General features: G+C 34.7%; 30 protein-coding genes and 3 tRNA genes. 23 read left to right on the top strand and 10 right to left on the bottom strand.

Annotated features, from left to right (window positions below; genetic code table 11):
* Positions 1-96: 96 nt before the first annotated feature.
* Genes H964_RS03500 through sigY form a run of 6 tightly spaced genes read right to left on the bottom strand, consistent with a single transcriptional unit; the run spans position 97 to position 3,228 of the window.
* Positions 97-855, bottom strand: a complete 759-nt coding sequence (locus H964_RS03500) for an ABC transporter permease (protein ID WP_039764609.1) — start codon at positions 853-855, stop codon at positions 97-99.
* A complete protein-coding gene (locus H964_RS03495; RefSeq protein WP_039764607.1) occupies positions 842-1,780 on the bottom strand; it encodes an ABC transporter ATP-binding protein in 939 nt (312 codons plus the stop codon). Before H964_RS03495 ends, H964_RS03500 begins: the two co-directional genes overlap by 14 nt.
* A complete protein-coding gene (locus tag H964_RS03490) occupies positions 1,773-1,979 on the bottom strand; it encodes a PLD nuclease N-terminal domain-containing protein (RefSeq protein ID WP_039764605.1) in 207 nt (68 codons plus the stop codon). Before H964_RS03490 ends, H964_RS03495 begins: the two co-directional genes overlap by 8 nt.
* Positions 1,980-1,995: 16 nt before the next feature.
* Positions 1,996-2,292, bottom strand: a complete 297-nt coding sequence (locus H964_RS03485; protein ID WP_039764603.1) for a hypothetical protein — start codon at positions 2,290-2,292, stop codon at positions 1,996-1,998.
* Positions 2,289-2,696, bottom strand: a complete 408-nt coding sequence (locus H964_RS03480) for a hypothetical protein (RefSeq protein ID WP_039764601.1) — start codon at positions 2,694-2,696, stop codon at positions 2,289-2,291. The genes H964_RS03485 and H964_RS03480 overlap by 4 nt, the downstream gene beginning before the upstream one ends.
* Complete coding sequence (gene sigY, locus H964_RS03475) at positions 2,677-3,228, bottom strand: RNA polymerase sigma factor SigY (protein ID WP_039764598.1); 552 nt, start codon at positions 3,226-3,228, stop codon at positions 2,677-2,679. The genes H964_RS03480 and sigY overlap by 20 nt, the downstream gene beginning before the upstream one ends.
* A 175-nt stretch (positions 3,229-3,403) precedes the next feature.
* On the opposite strand from sigY, the gene H964_RS03470 reads away from it, so the two are divergent.
* From H964_RS03470 to trpA, 12 genes are all read left to right on the top strand, one after another.
* On the top strand, positions 3,404-4,261 hold the full coding sequence (locus H964_RS03470; protein ID WP_039764596.1) for a hypothetical protein: 858 nt from the start codon (positions 3,404-3,406) through the stop codon (positions 4,259-4,261).
* Positions 4,262-4,387: 126 nt separating this feature from the next.
* Positions 4,388-4,906: a shikimate kinase gene (locus tag H964_RS03465; protein ID WP_039764592.1), complete on the top strand. Its 519-nt coding sequence runs from the start codon at positions 4,388-4,390 to the stop codon at positions 4,904-4,906.
* Positions 4,903-5,763, top strand: a complete 861-nt coding sequence (locus H964_RS03460) for a TIM barrel protein (protein WP_039764589.1) — start codon at positions 4,903-4,905, stop codon at positions 5,761-5,763. Before H964_RS03465 ends, H964_RS03460 begins: the two co-directional genes overlap by 4 nt.
* An 8-nt stretch (positions 5,764-5,771) precedes the next feature.
* A complete protein-coding gene (gene aroQ / locus H964_RS03455; RefSeq protein ID WP_039764587.1) occupies positions 5,772-6,209 on the top strand; it encodes a type II 3-dehydroquinate dehydratase in 438 nt (145 codons plus the stop codon).
* Between the two features lie 35 nt (positions 6,210-6,244).
* Positions 6,245-7,309 (top strand): M24 family metallopeptidase, encoded by a 1,065-nt coding sequence (locus tag H964_RS03450; RefSeq protein WP_039764585.1) that lies wholly within the window; start codon positions 6,245-6,247, stop codon positions 7,307-7,309.
* Positions 7,310-7,586: 277 nt separating this feature from the next.
* Complete coding sequence (locus H964_RS03445; protein ID WP_039764583.1) at positions 7,587-8,954, top strand: anthranilate synthase component I family protein; 1,368 nt, start codon at positions 7,587-7,589, stop codon at positions 8,952-8,954.
* Positions 8,935-9,546, top strand: coding sequence for an anthranilate synthase component II (locus H964_RS03440; RefSeq protein ID WP_039764581.1), 612 nt, complete (start codon positions 8,935-8,937; stop codon positions 9,544-9,546). Before H964_RS03445 ends, H964_RS03440 begins: the two co-directional genes overlap by 20 nt.
* Positions 9,527-10,537 carry an anthranilate phosphoribosyltransferase gene (gene trpD / locus H964_RS03435; RefSeq protein WP_039764580.1) on the top strand — a complete coding sequence of 337 codons (1,011 nt, stop codon included), beginning with the start codon at positions 9,527-9,529 and terminating at the stop codon, positions 10,535-10,537. Before H964_RS03440 ends, trpD begins: the two co-directional genes overlap by 20 nt.
* A 4-nt stretch (positions 10,538-10,541) precedes the next feature.
* Positions 10,542-11,324 carry an indole-3-glycerol phosphate synthase TrpC gene (gene trpC / locus H964_RS03430; protein WP_039764579.1) on the top strand — a complete coding sequence of 261 codons (783 nt, stop codon included), beginning with the start codon at positions 10,542-10,544 and terminating at the stop codon, positions 11,322-11,324.
* Complete coding sequence (locus H964_RS03425; protein ID WP_039764578.1) at positions 11,321-11,935, top strand: phosphoribosylanthranilate isomerase; 615 nt, start codon at positions 11,321-11,323, stop codon at positions 11,933-11,935. Before trpC ends, H964_RS03425 begins: the two co-directional genes overlap by 4 nt.
* Entirely contained in the window at positions 11,928-13,103 is a 1,176-nt protein-coding gene (trpB, locus tag H964_RS03420; RefSeq protein WP_039764577.1) for a tryptophan synthase subunit beta, read from the top strand. The genes H964_RS03425 and trpB overlap by 8 nt, the downstream gene beginning before the upstream one ends.
* 2 nt (positions 13,104-13,105) lie before the next feature.
* Positions 13,106-13,867 (top strand): tryptophan synthase subunit alpha, encoded by a 762-nt coding sequence (trpA, locus tag H964_RS03415; RefSeq protein WP_039764575.1) that lies wholly within the window; start codon positions 13,106-13,108, stop codon positions 13,865-13,867.
* Positions 13,868-13,938: 71 nt separating this feature from the next.
* Here the strand turns inward: trpA and argF are convergent, their stop codons facing one another.
* The 4 genes from argF to asnB form a co-directional block, all read right to left on the bottom strand.
* The gene (gene argF / locus H964_RS03410) at positions 13,939-14,865 is read right to left on the bottom strand and encodes an ornithine carbamoyltransferase (protein ID WP_039764573.1); all 927 of its coding nucleotides are present in this window, start codon (positions 14,863-14,865) and stop codon (positions 13,939-13,941) included.
* Positions 14,840-18,073 (bottom strand): carbamoyl-phosphate synthase (glutamine-hydrolyzing) large subunit, encoded by a 3,234-nt coding sequence (carB, locus tag H964_RS03405; protein ID WP_039764571.1) that lies wholly within the window; start codon positions 18,071-18,073, stop codon positions 14,840-14,842. The genes argF and carB overlap by 26 nt, the downstream gene beginning before the upstream one ends.
* A gap of 6 nt (positions 18,074-18,079) precedes the next feature.
* Complete coding sequence (gene carA / locus H964_RS03400; RefSeq protein WP_039764569.1) at positions 18,080-19,150, bottom strand: glutamine-hydrolyzing carbamoyl-phosphate synthase small subunit; 1,071 nt, start codon at positions 19,148-19,150, stop codon at positions 18,080-18,082.
* 125 nt (positions 19,151-19,275) lie between these two features.
* Complete coding sequence (asnB, locus tag H964_RS03395) at positions 19,276-21,111, bottom strand: asparagine synthase (glutamine-hydrolyzing) (protein ID WP_039764567.1); 1,836 nt, start codon at positions 21,109-21,111, stop codon at positions 19,276-19,278.
* Positions 21,112-21,297: 186 nt separating this feature from the next.
* Here asnB and H964_RS03390 point away from each other — a divergent pair.
* The 11 genes from H964_RS03390 (at position 21,298) to rplK (ending at position 26,223) form a co-directional block, all read left to right on the top strand.
* Positions 21,298-21,388, top strand: a tRNA-Ser gene (locus H964_RS03390).
* 284 nt (positions 21,389-21,672) lie between these two features.
* Positions 21,673-22,545, top strand: coding sequence for a 4-(cytidine 5'-diphospho)-2-C-methyl-D-erythritol kinase (gene ispE, locus H964_RS03385; protein WP_039764565.1), 873 nt, complete (start codon positions 21,673-21,675; stop codon positions 22,543-22,545).
* Between the two features lie 14 nt (positions 22,546-22,559).
* Positions 22,560-23,240, top strand: a complete 681-nt coding sequence (locus H964_RS03380) for a GntR family transcriptional regulator (RefSeq protein ID WP_011917728.1) — start codon at positions 22,560-22,562, stop codon at positions 23,238-23,240.
* A gap of 17 nt (positions 23,241-23,257) precedes the next feature.
* Complete coding sequence (locus H964_RS03375) at positions 23,258-24,007, top strand: nucleotidyltransferase family protein (protein WP_039764562.1); 750 nt, start codon at positions 23,258-23,260, stop codon at positions 24,005-24,007.
* 67 nt (positions 24,008-24,074) lie between these two features.
* A complete protein-coding gene (locus H964_RS03370; RefSeq protein WP_011917726.1) occupies positions 24,075-24,290 on the top strand; it encodes a DUF1858 domain-containing protein in 216 nt (71 codons plus the stop codon).
* Between the two features lie 47 nt (positions 24,291-24,337).
* A tRNA-Gly gene (locus H964_RS03365) sits at positions 24,338-24,411 on the top strand.
* Between the two features lie 49 nt (positions 24,412-24,460).
* Positions 24,461-24,537 (top strand) — tRNA-Thr (locus H964_RS03360).
* 181 nt (positions 24,538-24,718) lie between these two features.
* The gene (gene rpmG, locus H964_RS03355; RefSeq protein WP_011917719.1) at positions 24,719-24,883 is read left to right on the top strand and encodes a 50S ribosomal protein L33; all 165 of its coding nucleotides are present in this window, start codon (positions 24,719-24,721) and stop codon (positions 24,881-24,883) included.
* A 21-nt stretch (positions 24,884-24,904) separates the two neighbouring features.
* Positions 24,905-25,174: a preprotein translocase subunit SecE gene (secE, locus tag H964_RS03350; RefSeq protein WP_011917718.1), complete on the top strand. Its 270-nt coding sequence runs from the start codon at positions 24,905-24,907 to the stop codon at positions 25,172-25,174.
* Between the two features lie 58 nt (positions 25,175-25,232).
* Complete coding sequence (nusG, locus tag H964_RS03345) at positions 25,233-25,760, top strand: transcription termination/antitermination protein NusG (RefSeq protein ID WP_011917717.1); 528 nt, start codon at positions 25,233-25,235, stop codon at positions 25,758-25,760.
* A gap of 37 nt (positions 25,761-25,797) precedes the next feature.
* Positions 25,798-26,223, top strand: a complete 426-nt coding sequence (gene rplK / locus H964_RS03340) for a 50S ribosomal protein L11 (protein ID WP_011917716.1) — start codon at positions 25,798-25,800, stop codon at positions 26,221-26,223.
* Positions 26,224-26,225 lie beyond the last annotated feature (2 nt).

Raw genomic sequence — 26,225 nt, 5'->3', positions numbered from 1 at the left:
ATTTTTAATAAGTGTGTTAAATGTTTAACAATTCTCATATTCTACTTAACCATCTTTACATATGGTAGCATATAAAAAATTCCTGTGTATGAGAATTCAATTTAATTCCAAGTTATTAAATCGAGAAATGGTTGTTACTAAGAATATAAGAGTTAAAAAAACGGTAATTAACATTGCTATTTTTGCATCTTGTAAATCAACACTGTTTGTAAGCAAAATTAAATTATATGGACTGAACTTCTTAAGTTTTTCAAACTGAGAGAGTAGAGCAGTAGAAAAAGAGGCTGCACATGCCAAAATTCCAGCTGAGATATTTTTCTTTGTAAAGCTGCTGAAAAGTAGTGTAATCGAAATCACAAACAGGTAATAAATACACAAAAGAAAATAAACAAGAATTGTATCGGAGATAGCAATTTTTTGTCCTTCAAAAAGAAGATTAGCGTAATATCGGTTGAGGAATAAGCCTACAAACAAGAAAAAGCAAACTGCAACTAAAAAATGTAGAAACTTTGCCATAACAATTTGAGATTTACTTGCACCTTTTGTGAGAGGAAAAACTATTTTTTGAGAATATATTTCCTCATTTATACTGCCTGCAGCAGTGAATATTACAAATAGCGTACCAATTTGAAAAAGATCTTTGACATAATTTGCCAATGCATCTTTAGTCTTAAACTCAAATAGCTGGTGTATTAAATTGGCAGGAATCTTGTTACTAACAAAAGTTGGAAGAAGTTTTAACATTATTGGATCTAAAATAGAGAACAATATTATACCTGTTGAAAGAGCAATGTATTTATACTGTCTTATCCCTTCAATGAATTCTTTTTTAAAATATGCTTTAAATGTCGTCACTTTTTTCTACCACCCTTATGAAGATATCTTCCAGCGAGGGCTTTTTTAAATAAAAGGATAAGATGGGCTTATCTATCTGTGCCAGTACTTTTATCAATTCTCTTTTTGCAATTTCAACATTGTTAACATAAATTGAGACTTTCCCGTAGTTGTCAATATCGATTTTTCGAATATAAGGAAACTGAGAGAATTTTTCTTCCAACTTGTTAGGAATACCTTCAAACTCAACACAAAAAACAGGTTGAATATATTGTTTTTGAAGGTTTTCTAAACTGTCACTGACAATTATTTTACCTTCATGCAATATTGTTACGTAGTCGCAAATTCTTTCAACATCGTTTAATATGTGTGTTGAAAAAAATACTGTAATTCCTTCTTCTTTCAAGGATCTTATATGTTCCAAAACTTCAGCTCTTCCTTCGGGGTCTAAAGAAGCGGTTGGTTCATCAAGAAGCAATAGTTTAGGCTTATTAAATATTGCGACAGCTATTCCAAGTCTCTGAAGCATTCCGCCTGAAAAAGTTGAGATTTTTCTTTTAGAAACGCTTGAAAGTTTTACAATCTCAAGGACTTTTTCAGTCCTCTTTTTAATAGTTCTACTTTCAAAATTGCAAATTTGTCCTATTAAGCTTAAATACTCAACTGGTGTGAGATAACCATAGAATACAGGGGTTTGAGGAAGGTATCCAATTTGTTTCACTATTACATTTTTGTTTGTCTTATAATCAAGATTCTCAAATAATATTGTGCCTTCATCAAAACTAATTAGTCCAGAGAGAATTTTCATTGTGGTTGTCTTACCTGCTCCATTTGGTCCAAGAAAACCATGGACAGTTGCAGGTTTTACTTCAAATGATATGCCTTTTAAAACTTTTACTTTTCCAAAGCTTTTGTGAAGATTTATCACTTTCAGCAAACTAATCACGCTCTCTTCCAAGTAACAAGTAAACTATAGGACCCACAAAGTTGAAAATAATTATTATTAGCGCCCACGTCCATTTTGGGAGATATTTTACTTTGTCATTTTTCAACTTAACAAGACAGAAAATCATAAGAACAAACTGCAGTACAATTACAGGTGTAAGCAATTTTAGCATTTCTTCTATATCCATATTTCCGAGCATCCCGAAACACTCCTTTTCAGTAAGTTGTTTTATTTTTATCTTTTAGAATTACCCTTGTGATAAGAAGATATATTATAAGACTGCTAGGAAAATTTAAAAGTCCAAATAAACCCCAGAGAAAATAGTATTTTTCGCCTCTGTTTTTAGCATCAAAGAATATATATACAGCCTGAGCCATCAATAAGAAGAATAAAATTATCAAAAGACCCATTGGTATTTTTTCATCAGAAAACTGCTGGACTAAAAAAAGCAAAAAGCTCAAGCAAATAGTAGCTGTAATGAGAAAAAATACAAATGTTTTATTAATCTTCATGTTCTCACACCTTTCTTCTTAGATATCAATGATGCAGGGATCAAAATCCATGGCAACAGCGTTTCGAAAAGTATCTGAAGCCTTATGAAAAATCCAAAACCATTGATGTTAATTAACAAAATATAAACGGAAAAAATAAGAAAACTCAAAAGCAAAAATAGTAGAAGATTAACCTTTTCCTGCTTTTTTACTTTTGCTTCTATTGCATCTTCAATGACTTTCTGGATATCTATCTTCACCAAAGGAAGTTTATTCATAGGCTCAAGTTTGTTTTTTAAAAGTTTCAACTTTTTTTCAAGCAAAGTATTATCGCAATCTATTTTTTCTGAAACTTTATTCTCTATTTCTTCATAGTATTTATCAATAATTAAATCTTGAATTTTTTCACTCTTTTTTGTTTTCACTTTCCAGCACTCCTTTCTTTTCAAGCTCTTTTACCAGAAACTTTATAGCAAAATGGAGCCTTGACCTTACTGTCCCGACAGGACAGTTTAAAATTTTGGCAATTTCTTTGTATTTATACCCATAAAAATGTTTTAAAATAAAAACAGCTCTGAGTTTATAATCAAGAGACAAAATAGCTTTGCAAATGTCCTTGTATTCACTATTTGATATGGCAGCATGTTCTGCGTCCTGCATGTAATCTTTATATGATCCATCCAAGTAGGTATATCTTTTATTTTTTCTCAAAAAGCTTTTATATACGTTTATAGAGATTTTTATAAGCCATGTCGAAAACTTTACATCTGGTGAGAACTTATCTATGTTTATGATAGCTTTTAAAAGAGTTTCCTGTACAACATCCTGGGCAAGATGATAGTCTGTAGTCATCTTTATCACAAAACCAGAAAGAATATTTAGATTATTTTCAATAAGCTTGCAGAGAGCCTCTTTATTTCCTTTTTTTGCCTCATCTATTAATCTTTTTTCATCCACTACCTATCACTCCTGCTGCAAATTAAACGCTCTGAAATATAAAAAAGTTCAAGGTGATTTGGATTACAAAAATATTAAAAAATCTTGTAAATTTGCTTATTAGTATTGATACCCCTTTTTTACTGGGGTATGATTATAATTAGAAGGATAAACATTATGTAAAGGATGAACGAGGATGCTCAGGAAAATAATAGCAAAAGCCCTGATATTACTTATAATTTCATTAATAATAGCCCTTATTATCGAAAGCTTGTTTATGGCAGCAAGCGCTAAAAATTTAAACAAGTTGCCGGCTTCAGTTCAAAAAGCTTCAAAATCTGCAAAGCAAAATATCCAGAGAGAATTGGTTTTCCAGCAACAGGTTGATTTGAATTCAGATGCGCAGGTGGATACAATAAGCGTTTGGCTGGATAAAAACCAGAAAAAGTATGTACTGAGTGTAAACAGTAGCCTTTATCAACCAAAAGAAAATATTTTACAGGTATTTGTACCTGAAATAGTAGACATAGATAGCAGTGATCAATACAAAGAAATTCTGTTTCATTATAGTTCAAACAAGGGTGAAAAGTATGTGATTTTAGATTATAGAGGTAAAGCGCTTAAAGAACTTCTTAGCTCAAATTCAAAACCGCTCATTTTTGGAAATAAGGAAGTTATCGTTGAAGTGAATATGGACTTTTGGATAAAAAAAGAAAAATATGTCTTAAACCAGACACTTTCTGGTGTACGGACCTTAAAACTTTCTCCACAGGAGTTATACAATGTTGGTGTTTTTGCATATGTTAAAAAACCCTTTGTTTTATACTCTTACAGAGACCAAAAAAGCAAATTAACAATTACAAGGAAAGGAGAAAAGATAGAAATAGTAAGTTGCGACACTTCTAATTGGTTTAAAGACCAATCGAAGAAGAACAATAAGCTTTATGATTGGTACCTTATAAAAACAGAAAAAGGCTTACAGGGATGGGCAATGCTTAAAGATTTTATGAACTGCATTGAGATTATAAAGACTCAGGAGAAAGTGGGAAAGTAAAATATTTTTAAAAGGCCATTCGATTGTAAGAATGGTCTTTTTATTTTTTCAATGTAAAGATTTTATGGTATAATAAATACAAACTTTCACACCACACAGCTTATTAAAAAGGAAAGGTATATTAAAATGAAAAATATTGTCCTAACAGGCTTTATGGGAAGTGGCAAGACAACTATAGGGAGATTAGTTGCAGAAAAATTGAATATTGATCTTGTTGACACCGACTCTGAGATAATAAAAGAGTTTAAGTTGACAATTGACCAGATATTCGAAATACATGGTGAGAAAAAATTTAGAGAATGCGAAAAAAGAGTTATTGAAAGAGTTTCAAAGCTTGAAAACGTTGTTATATCAACAGGTGGAGGAGTTGTTTTAGATCCTGAAAATGTAAATCTTTTAAGAAAAAATGGAGTCATTTATTTTTTGTATGCATCTCCTGAAAATATTCTAAAAAGATTAAAAGACGATAACACAAGACCGCTTCTGAAAAACGGTGACAAACTTAGCAACATTATAAGACTTATGAACATAAGAATGCCGTTTTATAAGAACTGTGATTTTGAGATAAACACAGATATCCTAAGTCCTGATCTTGTAGCTGAGAAGATAATTTCAATCCATATGGCAAAGGAGAGTTGGAAATGACAAGGTTTGGGCCTGCAGGTAACTCCCAGAGCTTTTACGATGCAGGATACAAGTCCAGTGTTGAAGCACCAAAGTGGCTTCATTCTATAGGGCTTTCAGCATATGAATACCAGTGCAACAAAGGTGTAAATATTTCAAAGGAAAAGGCAAGACAAATAGGAGATGAAGCTAAAAAGTATGATATACTTGTGTCAATCCATGCTCCGTATTATATAAACTTTGGCAGTCAAGAGGAAGAGAAATTGCAAAAGTCCAAGGAATATATTTATGAGTGCATAGAGGTCGCAAAAGAAATGAAAGCAGAGAGGATTGTATTTCATCCTGGGTCTTGTGCAAAGGTTGACAGAAAACTTGCTTTTGAGACAGCCAAAAAAGCTATACTTGAGGTTGTAAATGTAGTCAAGGAAATGAAAGCAGAAGGAATTTTTTTATGTCCAGAGACAATGGGAAAGAAAAATAATCTTGGAAGTGTTGATGAAATAATAGAGATATGCAAAATAGACGAGATTCTTCTACCAACAATTGATTTTGGACACATTAATGCATTCACTGGTGGGGGGTTAAAAACCAGAGAGGATTTTGAAAATCTTTTAAAAAAATTCATAAACCAGCTTGGATACGAGAGAATGAGAAGATTTCACAGTCACTTTAGCAGAATTGAATATACATCCCAAGGAGAAAAAAAACATTGGAATTATGAGGACAAACAATATGAGCCGGACTTTGAGCCACTGGCAGAGGCTCTTGTTGAGCTAAAGCTTGAACCTGTCATCATCTGTGAATCAAAGGATTATATGAGTGAAGACGCACTTGTGCTAAAGAAAATTTACCATGAAATATTAGAAAAAAGGATGTGAGGTACAGGGTGAAGAAGATTCTAGTGATAAATGGGCCAAATCTAAACCTTTTAGGTATCAGAGAAAAAAATATATATGGTAACACAAACTATGATGAGCTTTTGGAGATGATATCAAAAAAGGCAATAGAGCTTAATCTAAATATACTCTTTTTTCAGTCAAATCATGAGGGTGAGATTGTAGATAGAATCCACAAAGCTCTTGATGAAAATATAGATGGAATAATTATCAATCCAGGTGCTTACACCCATTACAGTTATGCCATTCACGATGCAATAAAAGCTGTAAATATTCCAACAATTGAAGTGCATATTTCCAACATCTTTGCAAGAGAAGAGTTTAGAAAAAGAAGTGTAATTGCACCAGCATGTGTAGGACAAATCTCTGGTTTTGGTATAAAAAGCTATATAATTGCACTTTACGCATTAAAGGAGATTTTAGTTTGATCTAAAAAAAGTTACAAAAGTGAGGGATATTATAAATGACTGACAAGAGAATTGAGAAGGTTTTTGCAAGGGATGAAAAAATAGAGGCGGTATTTATCACAAAAAAAGAAAATGTGAGATATCTTAGCAATTTTAAAGGAGATGAGAGTTTTTTACTTCTCACCAGAGATAAAAAGAAATACCTACTTACAGATTTTAGATACGTTGAACAAGCAAAAAAAGAGGTAAGTGAATTTGAGATTATCGACTATAAGGGAAAGCTTTATGAAGCCATTTTGGATATTCTTTCTCAGAATCATATAGATTCACTTTATTTTGAAGGATACAACCTTACTTTTTCAACATTTTCTGATATGAAAGAGAAGATAGGGGATAGAATTTATCCTCTTTCCTTCAGCATTGATGAAATAAGAGCTGTGAAAGATGAGGAAGAGATTGAACTTATAAAGAGAGCTATTGAGATAACAGATAAGGCTTTTGAGCATATTTTAAGATTTATAAAACCGGGCGTATCGGAATATGAGGTTGTTGCAGAGCTTAACTATTTTATATTGAAAAACGGAGCCAAAGGGTTTTCATTTGAACCTATTGTAGCATCTGGAAAAAGAAGTTCGCTTCCGCACGGCACAGCTACGAACAAAAAGATTGAGTATGGAGATACAGTAACAATAGATTTTGGCTGCAGCTTTGACGGCTACATGTCGGATATGACAAGGACAATATTTGTTGGAAAACCTGACAACTCGATGATTCGCATATACAATATTGTAAAAGAAGCTCAGCAAAAGGCAGAAGAATTTATAAAAGAAGGGATGAAATGTCTTGAAGTGGACAAAATTGCACGTGATTATATAGGTTCCTTTGGTTATATAGAAAAATTTGGCCATTCATTAGGCCATGGAGTGGGGCTTGAAATACATGAACTTCCAAGGCTTTCGCCAAAGTCAGAAGCAATTTTGAAGGAGAATATGGTTGTAACAGTTGAACCAGGCATTTATCTTGAAGAGGTGGGTGGTGTAAGAATAGAAGATTTGGTCGTTGTGAAGAAAAATGGATGCGAAATTTTAACAGGCTCCACAAAAGAGATGATAATATTGTAGTTTGAAGGCAAGCAGGGGAAATGATGTATATAGGTTACTAACAAAAGGTAAATGATTGACGAGATGTTTGAGGTAGAGAAATAGAGACTTTCACAGTTTAGTAGGCAAACTTCTAAAATTTTCTATTGCCAGTTATCAGTTTTTTTGATATACTAACAATTAAAGGTGTAACCAGATTTGTTATAAGCAGAATTTTAGAAAGAGAAAAGATTTTTAGTTTTTAAGTTGAGATGAGACGAGATGAGAATAGAAAAGATGAGAGGAGATGAGCTACAAGATGAATAAGGTGGCAAATATGCGCCCCGATAGCTCATCGGGGCTTTTTTGCTATCAAGGTGTAAGTATAAATATTCCTTCCTTTGAGGAATATATTGACAGTTCAGTTGACATATCTCATATTGATTTTGAGTCAATAGGGGAAGATTATTTCTACTTTGAAAATTCCCGAATACTGGCATTTTGCTATGATACTCTTTTGGTTATAAAGGTGTTTGAAAATAGAATTGAGATTGAAGATGACTTCAATAAAGTGGTTGAACATGAAGGGGTTTTAGAAAAGCTCAATAAAATCTTAACGTATTTGATTGAGAAAAATGCATTTATATCAGCGCGTTTTAATTACCATGCTATAAACTTGATAGAGGACATTTACTCGACTGATGAGCCATACATTGTGTTTACTATATACGCAAAGAATTTCATAGTTGAAAAGAACTTGGGAATTAAAAAAATACTTATTTCCAAAGGCTTTGAGTTAAAAGGGGAAAAATTTAACAAGTTCAATGGGAAAAACCAAAAAGTCACGAGCAAGGTTTTGTACAATACTCCAAGGGATTACTATATTAGTATAGTTAAACAAGCAAAAGAGGATATAAGAAACGGAGAAATTTTTCAGATTGTACTGTCTCAAGTGATAAAGATAAAAAGCGATATTTCAACAAACCAGCTCTTTTACACAATGAAAGAAAAGAATCCGTCTGAATACTCTATTGTAATAAATACCAAAGATGAGCAGATCATTTGTTTTTCACCAGAGACATTAATTAAAAAGGAGAAAAACATAGTAAAGACGTTCCCTATTGCTGGCACATATAGAATCAATGATGGCGATGATGTTGCACAAAAAAAGATAGAGATATTAAAAGACAAGAAAGAAATCAGTGAACATGTGATGCTTGTAGACCTTGCCAGAAATGATTTGGGGAGAATCTCAAAACCCGGCACAGTAAAAGTAGAGGAATATCTACAAATTAAAAAGCTTTATAACCTCATACACATCTACTCAGTTGTCACAGGTGAGCTTGAAGAGAAAAACCTTGTGAAAGCGATACTTTCAGTATTTCCAGCGGGCACGCTGACAGGTGCACCAAAAGTAAGAGCAATGCAGCTGATAGAGAAGTATGAAAGACAAAGACGCGGACTTTATGGAGGTGCGATAGGTTACATCTTCAAAGATTGTTTTGACTTAGCAATTGCAATCAGGATGGCCATAAAGGACAAGAAAGAAGATACATTCCTACTTCAAAGTGGAGCGGGAATTGTTAATCTTTCTGTTCCTGATAATGAATATCAAGAGTGTTTGACCAAGCTAAGAGCATTTTTGAAAATTATGGAGGTGGATGAGAATGATATTGTTAATAGATAACTACGATTCATTTACATTCAATATTTATCAGATGATTGCAAGCAAAACCCAAGTAGTAGTTTTTAGAAACGATAAGGTTACAATTGAAACTATACAAAAACTAAATCCTGCAGGAATAATAATCTCACCTGGGCCAGGAAGTCCAAAAGATGCAGGGATCTCGTCAGAGGTAGTAAAGAGGTTTGCGGGAGTAGTCCCAATATTAGGGGTATGTTTGGGACATCAAGTGATAGGTGAATGCTTTGGAGCAAGAGTTGTGCATGCCAAGTCAATATATCATGGGATGAGGTCTCGAGTTGACTTATTAGAAGCAGGTAAAAGAAGTCCACTTTACAAAGGTGTTCCAGACAGGTTCTTTGCAGGCAGATACCATTCTTTGGTTGTAGAAAAGACAGCATCATTGCAGGTACTTGAAATAGCGGCAGTAAGTGAAGATGATGAGGTTATGTCAATTTTGAATGATGAGCTAAAAATATATGGAATTCAATTTCACCCTGAATCAATATTGACACCTGAAGGGGAAAAGATATTACAAAACTTTTTAGATTTGTGTTATGGGCAGGTGAGGAAAGATGCTCAAAGAAGCGCTTGAGGTTGTAACAGCAAAAAGGGATTTAGATTATGGTCAGGTAAAAAATCTTCTGGACAGTATACTTGAGGGTGAACTTGACGAAATGAAATTTGGAGCGTTTTTGGCAGCACTCAAAACAAAGGGGGAAACAAAAGAAGAAATTTCTGCTTTTGTCGACGCGTTTTATGAAAAGGCTCAAAAGATTGAATATACTCATCCAAAGACGATAGACACATGTGGGACTGGTGGAGATGGCAAAGGTACATTTAATATTTCCACTGCAAGTGCAATAGTTCTCAGCTGTTTTGATTTAAAGGTTGCAAAACACGGTAATAGAAGCATTACAAGTAACTCTGGTTCTGCAGATATTTTAGAAAATTTAGGCATAGATATCCAGGCACCACCTCAAAGAATTTTAGAAGGTTTGGAGAAGCACAATTTTGCGTTTTTATTTGCTCCCAAGTACCATCCAGCAACGAAAAAAGTAGCAACTGTAAGAAAGTCGCTTGGTATAAGGACAGTTTTTAACATCTTAGGTCCACTTTTGAACCCTGTAAGTTTGAACTATCAAGTTGTTGGTGCTTTTGATTTTGAAGCACAGGAAAAGATAGCTTCTGTTTTGAAAGGAAAAAGAAAAAGAGCAGCTGTTATTCACAGCCTTGATGGGCTTGATGAAATTTCGGTTTCACAGAAAACAAGAGTTTTAGAGTTGCAAGGTGATAATATCAAAGAATACTACATAGACCCAAAAGAGTTTGGTATAGAGTACAAGCTTGATGATATTAAGGGGTATACCCCGCAAGAGAATGCGAAAATTTTGATGAGTATTTTAAATGGTGAGGTTTCTGCTTATTATTGGGCAGTTGTTCTAAATTCTGCTTTTGCTCTTTATATTGCAGAGATTGCAAATGATATTGAAGAAGGCATTGCCTTGTGCCAAAGTGCAATAAAAAAGGGTGATGCTATGTTAAAGCTTAAAGATTTACAGCAACACTACAAAGTGGGGGCTTAAAAAAGTGAGTGTACTTGAAAAGATATTAGAGGTCAAGAAGAAAGAAGTCGAAAAGTGCAAACAATTAGTTCCAGTTGAAAAAATGAAAAAATTAGCTATTGAAAAATGCACTTCTACATCTTGTGAGAACAAGTTCAGGAATATCTTTAAAAAAGAGAATTTTTGTATCATTGGTGAAATAAAGCGTGCATCTCCATCTGAAGGTATAATTTCTGAAAAGGTTGATGTCAAAGGAATGGCAAAGCTTTACGAGAGCTTAGGGTTTTTTGCAATATCTGTGCTGACAGAAAAAAACTTTTTTAAAGGCTCTGAACAGGACTTGATGGATGTCAAAAGTGCTACTTCTCTTCCTATTTTGAGGAAGGATTTCATCATCGACATATGGCAGCTGTACCAGACAAAGATGATAGGTGCAGATGCCGCTTTGCTTATCACAAAAGCCTTGAATGAGAAGCAGCTTGGCATTTTTATAAAGGTGTTAGAGATTCTTGACATTGTTCCTCTTGTTGAAGTTGAAAACGAATATGAGATTGAAAAAGCTTTAAATTGCGGGGCTAAATTGATAGGGATTAATAACAGAAATTTGAATGATTTAACAATTGACCTTAAAAAAACAGAAAGACTTTTAAAATATATTCCAAAAGATGTAGCAGTCATAAGCGAAAGTGGAATAAAATCAAGAGAAGACTTTGAGTATATCCGTTCTTTGGGTGTGGATGGCTGTCTTATAGGAACATCTTTTATGAAGACTCAAAATCCTGTTGAGATAATTGGTGAGAGAATATGATAGTGAAGTTCTGCGGAATAAGAAGAGAAGAAGATGTTGAGTACTGCAACATCTTAAGGCCAACTATGATAGGTTTGATCTTTGCCGACAGTCCAAGGAAAGTTGAAAAAGACATTGCGAAGAAACTGCTGGCCATGAAAAATTCTTCTATAAAATCAGTTGGAGTTTTCAAGAACCAAACTCTCAGCGAAGTCTTAAGTATCAGTAAAGATTTAAAACTTGACTTTATACAACTACATGGCAGTGAAAGTATCGAGTTTATCACATACTTAAAAAGCCAAGGTTTCAAGATTATTAAAGCAGTTGAGGTAGAGAAGGTAAATGACATTGAAAGATCAAAAATTTATAAGGACATAGTAGACTTTATCCTTCTTGACAGACCAAAGGGAAAGGAGATAGATATAGTTCAGCTTGCAAAAAATACCGATTTTGATTTTATCGTTGCAGGTGGAATTACACCCGAAAATATTGAAAAATATCTTGCGCTCAATCCTCTTGGGATTGATATCAGTTCAGGGATAGAGACGAATGGATTTAAAGATTTTAATAAAATGAGGGCTATCGTAGAAAAATTAACAAAATACAAGGTTGGTGAAGTTAAGAATGGATAGGTATTTTGGCAGGTTTGGTGGTATGTATGCGCCAGAGGTTTTGATGACAGCACTGCTTCAGATAGAAAAAGAGTTTGAAAGGTTAATTGAAGACGAGAATTTTAAATCTGAATATGAGTTTTATCTCAAAAACTATGTTGGAAGACCATCTCCACTCTACTTTGCAAAGAATCTGAGTAAACACCTTGGTGTCAAGATATACCTAAAAAGAGAAGATCTGAACCACACAGGCGCTCATAAGATAAACAACTGTATAGGCCAAGCACTTTTAGCAAAGCACATGGGCAAAAAGAGAATCATCGCCGAAACAGGTGCGGGTCAGCACGGTGTTGCAACAGCTACAGTCGCAGCTCTTTTTGGCATGGAATGTGAGATATTCATGGGCGAAGAGGATGCAAAAAGGCAGTATCACAATGTGCAGAGAATGAAGATGCTTGGTAGCAGTGTCAGAGTAGTTGACAAAGGTAGCAAAACGTTAAAAGATGCTATAAACGAAGCAATGCGTGACTGGAGTGAGACATATGATTACACTTTTTATCTTTTTGGTACTGCTGCAGGACCACACCCTTTTCCAAGGATAGTAAGGTATTTTCAAAGTGTTATTGGCAATGAGACAAAAAAGCAAATTTTAGAACAGGAGGGAAGACTCCCTAACTATGTTTTTGCATGTGTGGGTGGTGGGTCAAACGCAATTGGTATTTTTTCTGCCTTTTTAGATGAGCCTGAGGTAAAGCTGATAGGTGTTGAAGGTGCAGGCGAAGGTGTGAATACCGGAAAGACTGCTGCAACACTATGCAGCGGCTCTGTGGGCATCCTTCATGGTGCAAAGACGTATGTACTGCAGGATGAAGATGGCCAGATTTTAAATACACACTCAATTTCAGCAGGGCTTGACTATCCAGGGGTTGGTCCTGAACACGCTTACTTAAAAGAGGTAGGAAGAGTTGAGTATGTGGGAATAGAAGATGAAAAGGCAGTAGAGGCATTTTTGCTTTTGTGTAAGTTGGAAGGAATTATCCCAGCCTTAGAGAGCTCTCATGCTATTGCAGAGGTTGTAAGAAGGGCAAGAAATGGTATGTTCAAAAAAGACGATGTGGTTGTTATAAATCTTTCTGGAAGAGGAGATAAGGATATTGCTACTATTTTACAGTTTTGGAGGGAAGATTAAAGGTGAATTTGATTGATAAGAAATTTGAGGAGCTAAAAATGAAAGGGAAAAAGGCGTTTATAGGTTATACAACATTTGGCTATCCAACTAAGGAGGAAACTCTTGATTATATAAAGCTTATCTATTCATATGTAGATGTTTTGGAGCTTGGCTTTCCATTTTCTGATCCTATTGCAGATGGTGAAGTTATTCAAAGAGCGTCGGTTAAGGCCTTGAAAGAAGATGTAAAATTAGACCATCTTTTTTATAGCATAGAAAAGTTTAAAAAGGACAAGCCCATTGCAATAATGCTTTATGCAAATACAGTTTACAAAAGGGGAATTGAAAAGTTTTTCAAAGACTGCAAAGACTTTGGTGCAGATGCAGTGATTATACCTGATGTTTCGTATGAAGAAAGCGCTGAGTTTAAGGCTGCTTGCAGGGAAAATGGAGTGCATTATATTGACCTTGTATCTATAAGCTCAATTGAAAGAGCAAAAATGATTGCAAGAACTTCAAAAGGGTTTGTTTACTGTGTTACAAGAAAAGGTGTTACAGGCTTTAAAGGCGAAATTGACAAAAGCATTTACGAACTATTAAGTGAACTAAAAAAAGTTACTTCAACACCTCTTGCTGTAGGGTTTGGAATCAAGAGCAAAGAAGATGTACTGAGGCTTAAAGGGGTAGCAGACGGCATTGTCATCGGAAGTGCTATTATAAATAAGATTGATGAGGGAAAGGAAGATTTAGTAAGTTTCTTAGAAACAATTAGAAGTGTTTTATAGAAAACAAAAACAATAGGGCTCCATATCAATTTTTTTGGCTGTTGATATGGAGCCCTTTTTTTTAAATCATTTCATATTCTCCCTAAACACACAAACACCATAATAGCCTTGTGGGCATGAAGCCTGTTTTCGGCCTCATCAAAAACTTTGGATTGAGGACCGTCAATAACCTCAGGAGTAACTTCAAAACCTCTATAAGCGGGAAGACAGTGCAAGAATATTGCGTCCTCTTTTGCAAGTTTCATTAGCTCTTGAGTTACCTGGTAACCTTCAAAATCTTTTATCCTCTTTTCTTTTTCCTCTTCTTGCCCCATCGAAACCCACGTGTCTGTGTAGACAACATCTGCATCTTTTACAGCCTCTTTTGGATTGTCGGTAAATATAAGATTGCTACCACTTCTCTTTGCCTCATCTTTAGCAAAGTCAACAACTTCTTTTTTTATTTCATATCCTTTTGGTGTTGCCACTGCTATATCAAGTCCAAGTTTACTTGCACCTACCAAAAGTGTTGCTGCAACATTATTTCCATCGCCAATGTAGGCAATTTTCAAATCTTTTAGTTTTCCTTTTTCCTCAAAGATTGTCTGAAAATCAGCTATTATCTGAGTTGGGTGATAGTCATCTGTAAGACCATTTATAACAGGGATTGAAGAATACTTTGCAAATTCTTCAACTTCGCTTTGAGTATATGTTCGAATTACAATCAAATCAAGATACCTTGACAAAACCTTTGCAGTATCTTCTATTGTCTCACCGCGGCCAAGCTGCAAATCATTTTTACTAAGATAGAGCGAGTATCCACCCAGCTGATTGATTCCCACCTCAAATGATACCCTTGTTCGTGTAGAAGCCTTAGTAAAAATCAAACCTAATGCCTTGTGTTTAAGGTAAGGAAAGAAAAAGCCTCTTTTTACTTCACTTTTTAGCCTACAAGCAAGGTCAACTAAGTACAGTATCTCATCTTTTGTCAATTCATTTAAGGAAAGAAAATGTCTCATATTGTTTCATCCTTTCTCCTTTGAATAAATCATTTAAACAGTAGATATCTCTTTCAAGCTCATCAAGTGATGTCAGTACGTCTACATAGTAAGTTGCTGTATCAATTGAGGTCAGGGTAGTGATGCCAAACTCAACAGAAAGTCTTCGCATTTTGAACCCAAATTCGTAATTTGAATCTTTTGATGGAATGTTTATAATAAATGAAAATTTATCTTCCATAAGCATTTTTTCAGCAATTTTCTCATCTATAAACTGGACATTTAAACCTTTTACAATATTTTTCATACTTTCAGGCAGATATACTCTATAGTTTATTTCATACAGTTTTCTTATAATCTGCAAAATTGAATCTCTTTCACTCTCAGGTGCCATGATAAAACAACTACCCTCTTTTACAAACTTATGATTTGATGCAACAAAAGCTTTGTAAAGAGCAACCTTAAGATTTTTAGAAATTCCAAGTACTTCACCTGTTGATTTCATCTCTGGTCCTAAATACGCATCCACTTTCGAGAGTTTTGAGAATGAAAATACAGGTGCTTTTACTGCGAAAAAGTCAGGCTCTTTTACAAGACCAGTTCTGTATCCCAAATCTTTAAGTTTTTTACCGAGTATCAATTTTGTGGCAATCTTTATCATTGGAATTCCTGTTACTTTGCTCAAGATTGGCACGGTCCTGCTTGCTCTTGGATTTACCTCGATGACATATACATTTTCATCCTTGTCAATTACAAACTGGATGTTAAAAAGTCCAACAACTTTGAGGGCACGTGCAAGTTTTATTGTGTAATCAACAATCTTTTCTTTTACCCTTTCTGAAAGTGTATGAGGAGGGAAGACTGCCATGCTGTCACCTGAGTGAACGCCAGCTCTTTCAATATGTTCCATAATACCAGGGATTAAAACGTCTTCACCATCAGAAATTCCATCAACCTCTGCCTCTTTGCCAAGAATATATTTGTCAATCAAAATAGGGTGTTTTATAGAAATTTCCATTGCTGCTTTAATGTACCTTTCAAGTTCTTGTCTGTTATAGACTATTTCCATTGCCCTTCCACCAAGTACATAAGATGGCCTTACCAAAACAGGATAGCCAATCTGCTCAGCTACTTTAATTGCATCTTCTAAGTTGTAAGCAGAGCCGCCTTGAGGATAAGGTATCCCAAGAGATTTTAAAAGATTCAAAAATTTGTCTCTGTCCTCAGCGATGTCAATGCTTTCCATTGATGTTCCTAAAATCTTTACTCCATTTTTAGCAAGGTAAGAAGCCATATTGATAGCTGTCTGCCCCCCAAACTGGACAATTACGCCCATAGGTTTTTCTTGCTTTATAATATCAAGTACGCACTCTTTTGTAAGAGGTTCAAAAAAGAGCTTGTCAGATGTGTCAAAGTCTGTTGAAACAGTTTCAGGATTGTTGTTTATTATTATTGCCTCAACACCTTCTTCTTTTAGTGCAAATATTGAGTGCACACAACAATAGTCAAATTCAATGCCTTGACCAATCCTAATAGGACCAGAACCAATAACTATTGCTTTTTTGTTCGAGCTAACTTGAAGGTCAGTTTCACTTTCATATGTTGAGTAAAAGTAGGGAGTTTTTGCCTCAAACTCACCCGCACATGTATCAACCATTTTAAATGAAGGTTTTAGTTTACACTTTTCTCTTATTTCAATTACATCATCTACGTCTTCTTTTAGAAGGTTTGCAATATAAGAGTCGCCAAAACCAAGCCTCTTTGCCTTTTTTAAAAGGTCGTAGGGCAAAGAGTCAAGGTCATACTTTTTAAGCTGTTTTGACACCTCTACAATATTTTTGAATTTTTGTATGAAGAACAAATCAATTTTACTAAGCTCACTTAAAAATTTGGGATCATAGTTTCTTGCCAGTGCTTCACAAATTGCAAATACCCTCTCATCATTGGGGATTTTTATATACTCCAAAAGTTCATCATCTTTCATTTCCTCAAATTTTTTAAGTCCAAGCTGGTAATTTATTTTGACATCTAATGAATCAATTGCTTTTAAAAATGCTTCTTCAAATGTTCTTCCGATTGCCATTACCTCGCCTGTTGATTTCATTTGTGTTCCCAGTCTTCTATCAGCTTTTTCAAACTTGTCAAAAGGCCAACGTGGAACTTTTACAACTACATAGTCAATAGAAGGCTCAAAACTTGCATATGTGTTTTGAGTAATTGGATTGATTATCTCATCAAGTGTAAGACCTATTGCAATCTTTGCTGCAATTCGAGCAATAGGGTAACCTGTTGCTTTTGATGCTAAGGCAGAAGAACGGCTCACCCTTGGATTTACTTCAATAACAACATATTCCATACTGTTTGGATTTAGGGCAAACTGCACATTGCAGCCACCTTCAATTTTGAGACTTCTGATAATATTTATTGCAGCGCTTCTCAGCATCTGATATTCTTTATCAGAAAGGGTCTGCGAAGGAGCGACAACAATGCTATCGCCTGTGTGAATTCCAACTGGGTCAATGTTTTCCATGTTGCACACAGTAATACAGTTGTCTTGACTATCTCTCATCACTTCGTATTCTATTTCTTTCCACCCAAGAACGCTTTGCTCAATCAAAACCTGATGAATTAGAGAAAGTTTCAAACCTTTACTTGCGATATATTTGAGTTCTTCTTCATTATGAGCGATTCCGCCACCTGTGCCACCAAGAGTATATGCAGGGCGGACAATTACAGGATACCCAACCTCTTTTGCAAATTCTAAAGCTTCTTCCACATTATGTGCAATGATACTCTTGGGTACTGGCTCGCCTATCTCAAGCATTGTCTTTTTGAAAAGCTCTCTGTCTTCTGCTTTTTTGATTGTTTCTAATGATGTTCCCAATAGTTTTACATTGTATTTATCAAGCACACCGGCTTCAGCTAATTCAAATGCCATGTTTAAAGCAGTCTGTCCGCCAAGTCCTGCCAAAAGTCCCTGTGGCCTTTCTTTTTTTATTATTTCTTCAATATAGTCAACAGAGATTGGCTCAATATACACTCTGTCAGCTATTTCAGTGTCTGTCATAATTGTTGCTGGATTTGAGTTGACAAGTACAACCTCTATCCCTTCTTCTTTTAAAGCACGGCAGGCCTGAGTCCCTGAATAGTCAAACTCAGCAGCCTGCCCAATTACTATTGGTCCTGAACCAATGATTAAAACCTTTTTTATATCTTCTCTCTTTGGCATCTTTTGCTACACTCCATTCAAAAGCTTTGTATATTGGTCAAAGATGTATTTTGAATCATGTGGACCAGGGCTTGCCTCAGGGTGGTATTGAACAGAAACAATTGGAAGGTCTAAATGAGCAAATCCTTCAACAGTTTTGTCATTGACATTTATATGGGTTATCTTTATTTTGTCATATTCTTTGTACTCAATTGCATAGTTGTGATTTTGTGAGGTAATGTAGACTTTGCCAGTTGTTAAATCTTTTACGGGATGATTTCCACCATGGTGACCAAATTTTAGCTTATATGTCTTAAGTCCTAAACAAAGGCCCAAAAGCTGATGTCCTAAACATATTCCAAGGATAGGCTTTTTGAGGCTTATAATACTTTTTAGAGTATCAAATATTTCTTCAAGATCAGTAGGATCACCCGGGCCGTTTGAAAATACAAATCCATCTGGATTTACTTTCATTACTTCATCAAGTGAAGCATTGTATGGAAAAACATACAGATCAAGTCCTCTTTTTGACAGCTCTCTTAATATATTCTGCTTTATTCCAAAGTCAAGGACGGCAACCCTCTTGCCATTTCCTTTTATTCTATACATTTCTTTAGTTGAGACTTCTTTTACTAAATGAGGTTTTTGATTCTTGTATTCTGCAATTTTATTCAAAAGAAGCTCTTTGTTATCAGTTTCTGTTGAAATTATTCCAAACATAGAACCTTTGTTTCTTATATACTCTGTAATTGCACGTGTATCAACTCCTTCAATTGCAACTATACCATGTTCTTTTAGATACTCGTCTAACGTCTTTTTTGATCTAAAGTTAGAAGGTGCTTTACATGCTTCTCTTACAATAAAACCTTCAACGTGAGGTTTGTATGATTCAACATCTTCATCGTTTATTCCATAATTTCCTATTAAAGGGTAAGTCATTGTGACAATCTGTCCATTATAAGAAGGGTCTGTGAGTACCTCTTGATAACCTGTCATACATGTATTGAAAACAACCTCACCAATTGTTTCACCTTCTGCACCAAGTGAGATTCCTTCAAATGTAAGTCCATCTTCTAAAACAAGTATTGCTTTCTTCATTTTCATTCTCCTTTTTGACTTTTTGTATATAAGAGTACCAAAATAACATCGTAACTTCAATACTTAAATATTGCCTGATAAAATTATATCTCAAAGTGAATAAAAATACAACAACAATTTTATTTTTATTCGAAGTTGACATTATAGTTTTTTATCCAAAAGTCAAGTTGTACAATATATCCAAAAAACTGAGGAAGTGTCATGAGCTGCCCAAACCATGGTTTTTCAAATGTAAAGTTAAGATTATCTAAAATTTCTTTGAGCTGCTCTTTATTGATAATTTCAAAAATTGGTGAAGGAGATTCTACAATCTTTTTGACTTTTTCACTTACATTTTTTAAATATCTTGGATTATAGGTTTTTGGATAAGGACTCTTTTTGCGATTTCTTGCAATTTCAGGTATTAAGCCTTCAAATGCACTTCTTAGAAGTCCTTTTTCTGCATTTTCGAGATATTTTACTTTCCACGGAATGTTGTAGAGAAATTCAACAAGTCTATAGTCTGCAAACGGGACTCTTACCTCAAGAGAGTTTGTCATACTCATCCTGTCCTTTCTATTTAAAAGAGTGAGCATAAACCACTTTACATTTAAATAGTAGAGTATCCTATGTCTTAGGTCTTGTTCTGAATCAGATTCTGGCAGGATAACCTTTGCAACTGATTGCTGATATTTAGAATTTACGTATTCTTTAAGCTCGTCTTTTGAATATTTTTGAGACAAAAGCTTTGACCTAAAATCCAAAGACGGTGACCATGGGAATGTTTTTACATCTTTATAGCTACTGTTCCAATACCATGGGTATCCGCCAAAAATCTCATCGGCACATTCACCGGAAAGAGCTACTTTTGCATATTTTCTCACTTCTTTTGTAAATAGCAAAAGTGATGAATCAATGTCGGCCATTCCTGGAAGATCATTTGCAACTGTGGCTTGATAAAGACTTTCTGAGAGTAAATCGTTGTCAATTTCAATTATGGTGTGTTCTGTTCCAATTTCTTTCGAAGCTATTTTTGCAAAGTCTGTATCAAGCGTGGGCTGAAACATATTAAAGGTGTAATACCGTTTATTTTCTTTATAATCAATGGAAAATGTCTTTAACGTTTTGCATTCTCTTTTTAAAGCTTTAGCAGCTACTGTTGTAATAATTGTAGAGTCAAGTCCACCAGATAAGAATGAGCAAATTTCAAAGTCAGATACAAGCTGTCTTTCAATTGCATCAATTACAAGACTTTTAACCATCTCTTTTATTTCATCAACATTTTTATCAATACTTTGAGGCTTTAATTCCCAATATTCTTTTATTGTTATACCTTTTGGATCATATATGACATAATGTGCAGGAGGCAGCTCTATTATATCTTTAAAAATAGCACAAAAGGGTGACCTTGCAGGACAAAGTCCTATAAGTTCATATACTCCTTCCTTGCCGACTACAGGAGAGATAAGAGGATGTCTCAAGAGTGCCTTGATTTCGGAAGCAAACAAAAAGTTACCATTTTTTAAAGAGAAAAACAGAGGTTTTACTCCTAAGTGGTCACGAGCTAAAAAAAGTTCCTTGGTAGTTTCGTTATAAACTGCGAAAGCAAATATCCCATTCAAATGTTTTACACACTCTTCTTTCCAGTGAATATATGATGTTAAAAGTACTTCTGTGTCAGAGTAAGAAGAGAATGTATAACCTTGAGTTTGTAATTCTTTTTTAAGCTCTGGGGTATTGTACAACTCTCCATTGTAAACTATGATATACTTTTGATTGTTGTGCTCTTTTACCATTGGTTGTTTCCCACCTTCAGGATCGATTATGGTAAGTCGCCTGTGACCTAAAAGAGCATTTTTTGAAAGATAAAAACCACCTTCATCAGGGCCACGGTGTAAGAGTACATCTGCCATATTTTTTATGATGTCATCACAGTTTGAAATGTCCTTCCAGTAACATACCCAGCCACTAATTCCACACATGATGTTCTCCTTGTGCGTAGCTTGAAAAAGAATTTCATTTACAATATATTAAACAAGTAACAAATTTGTGATTTAAGGTTTTCTGATGCTTTGAACTTTTTAATTCCCTTTGGGGTTATTGACATATACGATAAGATGTTTTATAATAAATCTTGCTTTGAGAAAAAAATAGAATTGAAAATAAGCGGAAGGGTGTCCGAGTGGTTTAAGGAGCTGGTCTTGAAAACCAGTGACCCGCTTACGCGGGCCGTGGGTTCGAATCCCACCCCTTCCGCCATTAATTTTTTAAGGGAGACTTTTTGGATGGAATGACTTAATAAAAAGGCTTGCAAGTCTTAAGATAGATAGTGTAATATTATAATTGAGCATTATGTATTAAGACCATTAAGTAGAGTGGTCTTTTTTTATTACATTCCTATTCTTTAATTTTGGCACTTTGAATAAGATTTTTGATAAGCATTCCTAATATTTCTACAATTTTTTTGATAAAATAACTAAATAGAGAATACAATATACAACATCTTGCTTTTAATTACATCATTGCGAAAGGTGTGGAATGAATTGATACTAAAGGCTTATGCAAAGATCAACTTGACATTGGATGTGCTTTCAAAAAGAGATGATGGTTACCATGAAGTCAGAACAATAATGCAAACAGTGGATTTGTATGATATAATAAATATTGAAAAGATAGAAGAAGATAGTATAATTGTTACAACTTCAAGTGAAAACATTCCAACTGACAATAAAAACCATGCTTACATTGCAGCCTCTCTTGTCAAAGAACGTTTTGGCGTAAAAGAAGGAGTTAAGATACATATTCAAAAGAATATTCCAATTTCAGCAGGCTTAGCAGGTGGTAGCACTGATGCTGCGGCTGTTTTAAGAGGGTTAAACAAACTATTTGGCTTGAATTTAAGCCAAAATGAGCTAATTGAGTTGGGAAGAGAAATTGGAGCTGATGTTCCATTTTGTTTAATTGGTGGTACAGCACTTTGTGAGGGAATAGGCGAAAAGGTTAAAAAACTAAAATCAGCGCCAAAGATGAATATACTAATAGCAAAGCCAGAAGTGTATGTATCCACTCAGGCTGTTTATGAGGCTCTTGACCTTAGCAAAGTCAAAAAAAGACCCAATACAGATGCTATGATTGTAGCAATTGAAGAGGGCAATATTCGTGAGATTGCAAAAAATTTGTGTAATGTTTTAGAAACTGTTACAGTCAATCAGTATCCTGTGATAAACAGAGTAAAAGACATTATGAGGAACCACAACGCGCTTGGCACAGTCATGACAGGAAGTGGGCCTGCTGTATTTGGGATTTTTGCTAATAAATACGATGCACTAAAAGCTGCTGACAGACTTAAAGTCTTTATCAAGGAAATAATTCTGACAACCACGTGTGAAAACGAATTTTTTAGTAATGAGGAGTAGGAGTTGTGAGAAAAATGAATGAAAAAAATGATTCACACTATTTTTTGATTGAAAACTATAAGCCTTTGAGGGAGATTGTGTTTGAAAAACTCAGAGATATGATTGTCAATGGAGATTTGAGACCTGGAGAGAGGCTGATGGAGATAAAGCTTGCAGAGATGCTTGGTGTTTCCAGAACGCCCATCAGGGAAGCTATCAGAAAACTTGAGTTAGAAGGACTTGTGGTTATGCTTCCACGAAAAGGCGCTTATGTTGCGGATATTTCTAAAAAAGAGATTATGGATGTTTTAGAGATTAGAGCAGCTCTGGATAAATTAGCAGCAGGCCTTGCAACTCAGAGAATGACAAAGACTGAAAAAGAGGAACTCAAGAAAGTGCTTGCTTCATTTGAGAAGAATTTCAAATTGGGAAACATCGAAGGAATGATAACTGATGATATTAGGCTGCATGATATAATATATATAGGAGCAAAAAATGAAAAACTGCAACACATTATAAATAATCTCCGTGAACAGATTACAAGATTTAGAATTATCTATTTAAAAGAAATATACAGAAAAAATGAAAAACTATTAGACGAACATAGAGAAATTGTAGATGCAATCTTAAGTGGTGATATAGAAAAAGCCCAGAAGATGGCAGAAGAGCATATAAAGAATCAAGAGATGGAACTTATTAAAAGCTTAAAATTTTAATAAAAAAGGTGAAAATTATGGTAAATGCTATTATATTAGCGGGGTCTGATAAAAACAAATCAGGCACCCCTTATGAATGCAAAGCATTGATAAAGCTAAATAATAAGTTCATGATTGAATATGTATTAGATGCGGTGTGCAGCTCAAGGCATGTATCGCGAATAGTTGTTGTAGGACCGAGGAAACTTAAAGATTTATTTGAAACAAAATATCCAAGGGTAGAATTTGTAGAAGAAGATACTTCGATAATGAAAAATGCAAAAAAGGGAATTGAGTATCTAAATGACACTAAAAAAATTTTATTTTTAACTTCAGATTTACCATTTATAACCGCTGAGGCGATAGACCATTTTATTGAGGAGTCAATAAAAACAGGTGCTGATATTTGCTATCCTATTGTTGAAAAAAGTATAAATGATGAGAAGTACCCTCAAATGAAAAGAACATATGGTACTGTAAAAGAAGGGACGTTTACAGGGGGAAATGCAATAATAATCAATCCTTCTATTTTTGACAGATGCTATAGTCTTGCCGAAAAGCTTGTAGAAAAGCGCAAAAACCCTATTGCGATGGCAAGATTGATAGGGCCAACCCTTCTTTTACTCTTTTTGACAAAAAAACTTTCCATTCAAAAGGTTGAAAAGAGAGTTTCAAAGGTTTTTAAAGTGAAAGCAAAAGCCATAATCTCTACATACCCTGAAATTGGACAGGACGTTGACAAGGATTCTGATTTGACTGTGGCAAAATTCTATCTTGAAAAAAAATGATAGAATTCCTATTGAAATTGTGGTATAATATTTACATGTCAATATCCAAATAAAGGAGGCAAAAAAGATGCCAAGGATAACAACTGATACAATTATTGCGGATGTGCTCAGAATTGACAGAGGAACTATCCCTATATTTTTGAACAATGGACTTCACTGTTTGGGATGTCCATCAGCGCAAGGGGAGAGCATTGAAGAAGCTTGTGCTCTTCATGGGATAGACGCACAAAAGCTTGTTGATGAGCTGAATGAATATCTCAAGAGTAAGGGTCTTTTAGATTAAAAAACTCTTTACATCTTCAAAAAATAGTATTAAAATATAATTGCAGTGCGGGTGTAGTTCAATGGTAGAACACCAGCTTCCCAAGCTGGTAGCGTGGGTTCGATTCCCATCACCCGCTCCAGATTTAAAAAAAGAAGGGGGAGTAAATAAACCCCTTTATTTTTGTAAATGCCCACGTAGCTCAGTAGGTCAGAGCGTCACCTTGGTAAGGTGGAGGTCACCGGTTCGATTCCGGTCGTGGGCTCCATTTTAGTTATTGACAATTTTAATTGTTTATGATAGATTTAAAAAGTCAGACAAAGATGGCTTATTTTTTTTTGCTAATTTTTTGCTCTGATAGGTAAAGGGAAAATTGCAAAACAAATCTTAAAGAGAGTAAAAAGCAGCTTTTTTCAAAGGTTTTAGATAGTGGAGGTGAATAGAATAAGATGGCAGCAAAAGGAGCGAGAATGATAATCCATCTTGAATGTACAGAGTGCAAGAACAGAAACTACACAACAGAGAAGAACAAAAAAAACGATCCTGACAGGCTTGAACTCAGGAAATACTGTAAATTTTGCCGAAAGCACACCCTTCATAGAGAAACCAAATAGGAGAAAGAGGATGTGTGGATAATGGTGGAGAAGAAGAAAATAGAGAAGCCAGTTACAAAGCCTAATACTAATAGGAAAAAGGTAACATTTAAAGAATGGTGGACAAAAACAGTAAAGTTTTTTAAAGATGTTAGAATTGAAATGAAGAAGGTTGTATGGCCTTCTCAAAAACAGGTTATTAAACATACCATTGTTGTTTTGACATTTACATTATTTTTCACAGTGTTCATTCTACTTGCAGATGTGATATATGAACAGCTTATTTTCAAGTTCTTGCTAAAGATAAGATAATCAGTCCATTTTATTAACCAATTAAAGAAAAAGGAGGGCGGGCTTTTAGCCCTTCAAAATGAGTGATAAAAGAGCAAAATGGTATGTTGTTCATACCTATTGTGGGTATGAGAATAAGGTAAAAGCAAATTTAGAGAAGATAATTGAAAATAGAAATCTTTCTGATAAAATATTAGATATTAGAATTCCTACTGAACTTGTAACAGAGATTAAAGATGGTAAAAAGATTGTAAAGGAAAAAAAGAAGTTTCCTTCATATGTGCTAATAAAGGCAGTAATGGATAATGATATCTGGTATACAATTAGGAATGTCAGAGGAGTAACAGGATTTGTAGGACCTGAGTCAAAGCCCACACCTCTTACTGATGAAGAAATTGAGGCAATGGGGATAAAAGAAGAAGAGGTTGTTGAGGTATTTGACATTGAAGTGGGGGATAATGTGAAAATTGTCGCTGGTCCATTTGCAGATTTTTATGGACCTGTTATTGATATAAACAAAGAAAGAAAAAAAGTGAAGGTAATGCTGAACTTGTTTGGGCGAGAGACTCCTGTTGAGTTTGATTATCACCAAGTAGAAAAGTTTTAACATAGACAAAAAGGATGATAGGAGGTGACAGCTTAATATGGCGAAAAAGGTTTTGACCCAGATTAAACTTCAGATTCCTGCAGGAAAAGCAACACCAGCACCACCAGTTGGACCAGCATTGGGTCAACATGGTGTTAATATTATGCAATTTTGTAAAGAGTTTAATGAAAGAACAGCGAAAGATGCTGGGTTGATTATTCCAGTTGTTATAACAGTATATTCTGATAGGTCATTTACATTTATAACAAAAACTCCACCAGCATCAGTTTTGCTAAAGAAAGCTGCAGGAATTGAAAGTGGTTCACCAAAGCCAAACAAGCAAAAGGTTGCTACTTTGAAAAGAGATGTAATTAGAAAGATTGCTGAACAAAAGATGCCGGACTTAACTGCTGCAACTTTAGAAGCAGCAATGAGGACTATTGAAGGTACTGCAAAGAGTATGGGAATTGTTGTAGAAGATTAATT

Source organism: Caldicellulosiruptor sp. F32 (assembly GCF_000404025.1).
GTDB classification, from domain to species: Bacteria; Bacillota; Thermoanaerobacteria; order Caldicellulosiruptorales; family Caldicellulosiruptoraceae; genus Caldicellulosiruptor; species Caldicellulosiruptor saccharolyticus.
The sequence above is the reverse complement of the archived record's forward strand: the minus strand, read 5'-3'. Positions and strand labels throughout refer to the sequence as shown.